The sequence below is a fragment of the Deltaproteobacteria bacterium genome (assembly GCA_003194485.1).
Taxonomy (GTDB): Bacteria; Desulfobacterota; Dissulfuribacteria; order Dissulfuribacterales; family UBA3076; genus UBA3076.
The window spans coordinates 1-3,395 of the sequence record PQXD01000042.1; the positions used below are offsets into that span (position 1 = coordinate 1).

The following is a 3,395-nucleotide window of genomic DNA, read 5'->3' on the forward strand; positions in this document are numbered from 1 at the left end:
ACAAGGAGTGTATAATGACTGGCAACATCCCTGTGAGGTCCGTTTTTTTGCCATTTTCCCGCCCGACCATCGGCCAGGCAGAAATAGACGAGGTGGCGGACAGCCTGCGCTCCGGCTGGCTGACCACCGGTCCCAAGGTTGTTCGCTTTGAGAACGAGTTTCTGCAATGGATTGGGAATAAGGAGGCCATTGCTGTGAACTCTGCCACCGCCGGGTTACACCTGGCAGTGGCTATACTGGACTTGGCACCTGGGGATGAGGTCATTACAACTTCGATAACCTGGCCCTCTACAGTAAATAACATTGAATTGTGTGGTGCACGGCCGGTCTTTGCGGATGTGGACCTGGAGACCCTGCAGATCAATCCGGCCGGGGTGGAGAGACACCTGTCTTCAAGGACCAGGGCCGTTATTCCAGTGCACTTTGCAGGAGCTCCGTGCGACCTGGATCCAATAAAAGAGATATGCCGGGCAAAGGGGCTCAGCCTTATTGAAGGTGCAGCCCATGCGGTTGGCACTGTCTATCGTGGCAGGCTGGTTGGCTCAGACAGTGAATTCGCTGTATTCAGCTTTCATCCCATCAAAAATATGACTACTGGCGAGGGTGGGATGGTCCTCTGCAACGATCAGGAAAGGGCCAAAAGGATGCGCAGACTCCGCTTCCATGGTATTTCGCGGGATGCCTGGAAACGTTACTCCAAGGGCGGGGTTCCGCAATACGAGGTAGAGGAGCCGGGCTACAAGTACAACATGCTGGATCTCCAGGCTGCCATCGGGATCCACCAGTTAGCGCGCCTCCAGGAATTTAACCAGAGGCGTGCGGAGCTTGCCGAAAATTACCACCGGCTCCTGGCAGAGATCCCCGAGATCCGTCCCCTGGGCCAGGTCCCCTATCCCCATCACCACGCCTGGCATCTTTATGTAGTGCGTCTCGAGATCGAGGCACTCACAATTGATCGCGACCAGTTCCTTGCGGCCCTGCAGGACGAAAATATCGGCACAGGCCTCCACTTCCCTGCAATCCACCTCCAGCGTTTTTACCGGGAAAAATACGGCTACAGGCCCGGCGTACTTCCCAATGCAGAATGGAACAGTGAACGGCTCTTCTCACTCCCCCTTTATCCCTTGCTTGAAGAAAAGGACCAGGAAGACGTGGCTGAGGCCTTAAAAAGGATTATAAAAGGTATCGAAGGTAGGGATAAAAGGAGTATGGGTGTCCTATATTCCCCGGTCGGCAGGCAGTGACCCGCACGCAGGGTGTTGCGGGGCTGGGGGAGAAAAACCCCCGGATAGCCGATTGGCCGGCTTTGATGCCATCGAAAATTGTCTTTCAAGGTTTATAATTGCACGCGTCTAAGCCTGAGCGAATTGCTGATCACGGAAACTGAGCTGAAGCTCATTGCTGCGGCAGCAATAATTGGTGATAGCAGTACTCCAAAGAACGGATACAACACTCCCGCGGCAATAGGAACGCCCGCCGAGTTATAAATGAAGGCAAAGAACAAATTCTGTCTGATATTACGCATGGTGGCTCGGCTTAATCGTCTGGCTCTAACGATACCTCGCAAATCGCCTTTGACTAAAGTGACGCCAGCACTTTCCATTGCCACATCGGTACCTGTACCCATTGCAATACCGACTTGAGCCTGTGCCAATGCAGGGGCATCGTTAATACCATCACCCGCCATGGCGACAATACGGCCTTCTTCTTGAAGCTGTTTAACGACTTCGGCTTTTCGTTCAGGTAATACTTCAGCTTGTACCAGATCGATCTCCAGTTTGCTTGCAACAGCTTCTGCGGTGGCATGACTGTCACCTGTGAGCATCACTATCTTGATACCTTCGGCATGCAAATCGCGAATAGCTTCCGGTGTTGAGTCTTTAATGGGATCTGCAACACCAATCAATCCCGCTGCCTTGCCATTAATAGCAATCAACATAACAGTTTTACCTTCGGTGCGTTGTTTATTCGCTTGTTGCGCCAAGTCTCCCGCTTTGATACCCAGACTTTCCAGCAGTTTTATGTTCCCTACCGCCACCGCATGTCTATCCACTTCACCCGTGACACCTTTGCCTGTAATGGACTGGAAGTTATTGGTCTTAGCCAACTCAACCCCCTTCTCTTTTGCGCCATATACAATCGCTTCTGCCAAAGGGTGTTCGCTGGCGCGTTCGAGGCTGGCGGCTATACGTAATACTTCATCTTCGGTAAAGCCTTCTTCTGCTTGCACTGCGACCAGTTTTGGTTTGCCTTCGGTCAGCGTACCGGTCTTGTCCACTACCAGGGTATTGACTTTTTCCATGATCTCCAGTGCTTCGGCATTCTTTATTAAAACTCCGGCCATAGCACCACGACCTGTTCCCACCATGATAGAAATAGGTGTAGCAAGTCCCAGTGCACATGGACAGGCAATGATAAGTACGGCAACGGCATTAACAACAGCATGTGCCAGGCGCGGCTCCGGTCCCCACACCCACCAGACAATAAATGCGATTACAGCAATGCCAACAACGGTGGGTACAAAATAACCTGCCACTACATCGGCCAATTTTTGAATCGGTGCTCGTGAGCGTTGTGCCTCGGCCACCATGTTGACGATTTGTGCAAGCAAGGTATCGGCGCCAACTTTTTCTGCTCGCATTAATAAACTGCCGGTTCCGTTAACCGTCGCGCCGATCAGTTTCTCGCCGGCAAACTTTGCCACCGGAATGGGTTCACCTGTGACCATGGATTCGTCCACGTTACTCTCACCATCAATGACCGTACCATCTACTGGTACTTTCTCACCGGGACGAACACGCAAGGTATCGCCGGGTTGTACCTGCTCCAACGGGATATCTTCTTCCGTTCCATCATTTCGCACGATGCGTGCCGTATTCGGGGCGAGTCCGAGCAACATCTGAATGGCCGCATTGGTTCGTGAGCGGGCGCGTAATTCAAGCACCTGCCCTAGAAGCACCAGCGCCGTGATCACGGCCGCGGCTTCAAAGTAGACATCTACCAAACCGCCTTCCATTTGCATGATGGGCGGGAAAATCTGTGGGAACAATAAGGCAACTACACTGTATACCCAGGCTACTGAGACACCCAGTGCAATCAAGGTAAACATATTGAGATTCCAGGTCTGGACGGACTGCCAACCTCGAACGAAAAATGGCCAACCACCCCATAATACAACAGGTGTTGCTAACGCAAACTCAATCCATTGAACCGTTTGCATGGAAAGCCCTCCCGGTAACCATGCAGGTAGCAAATCAGCAACCATCGCCAGAATAAACACTGGCAAAGCCAGCACGGTGCTGACCCAAAAGCGACGGCTCATGTCGATGAGTTCTTCATTTTTTTCTTCAACTTTTGCCACAACCGGCTCCAGTGCCATACCACACTTGGGGCAA

2 protein-coding genes are annotated in these 3,395 nt (G+C 52.2%); one reads left to right on the top strand and one right to left on the bottom strand.

Annotation, left to right across the window (positions count from 1 at the left end; translation table 11 throughout):
- Positions 1–32: 32 nt before the first annotated feature.
- Positions 33–1,244 carry a hypothetical protein gene (locus C4B57_11420; protein PXF52149.1) on the top strand — a complete coding sequence of 404 codons (1,212 nt, stop codon included), beginning with the start codon at positions 33–35 and terminating at the stop codon, positions 1,242–1,244.
- A gap of 92 nt (positions 1,245–1,336) precedes the next feature.
- Here C4B57_11420 and C4B57_11425 read toward each other — a convergent pair.
- On the bottom strand, positions 1,337–3,395 hold a 2,059-nt coding region (locus tag C4B57_11425; GenBank protein PXF52144.1), incomplete at its 5' end, for a copper-translocating P-type ATPase.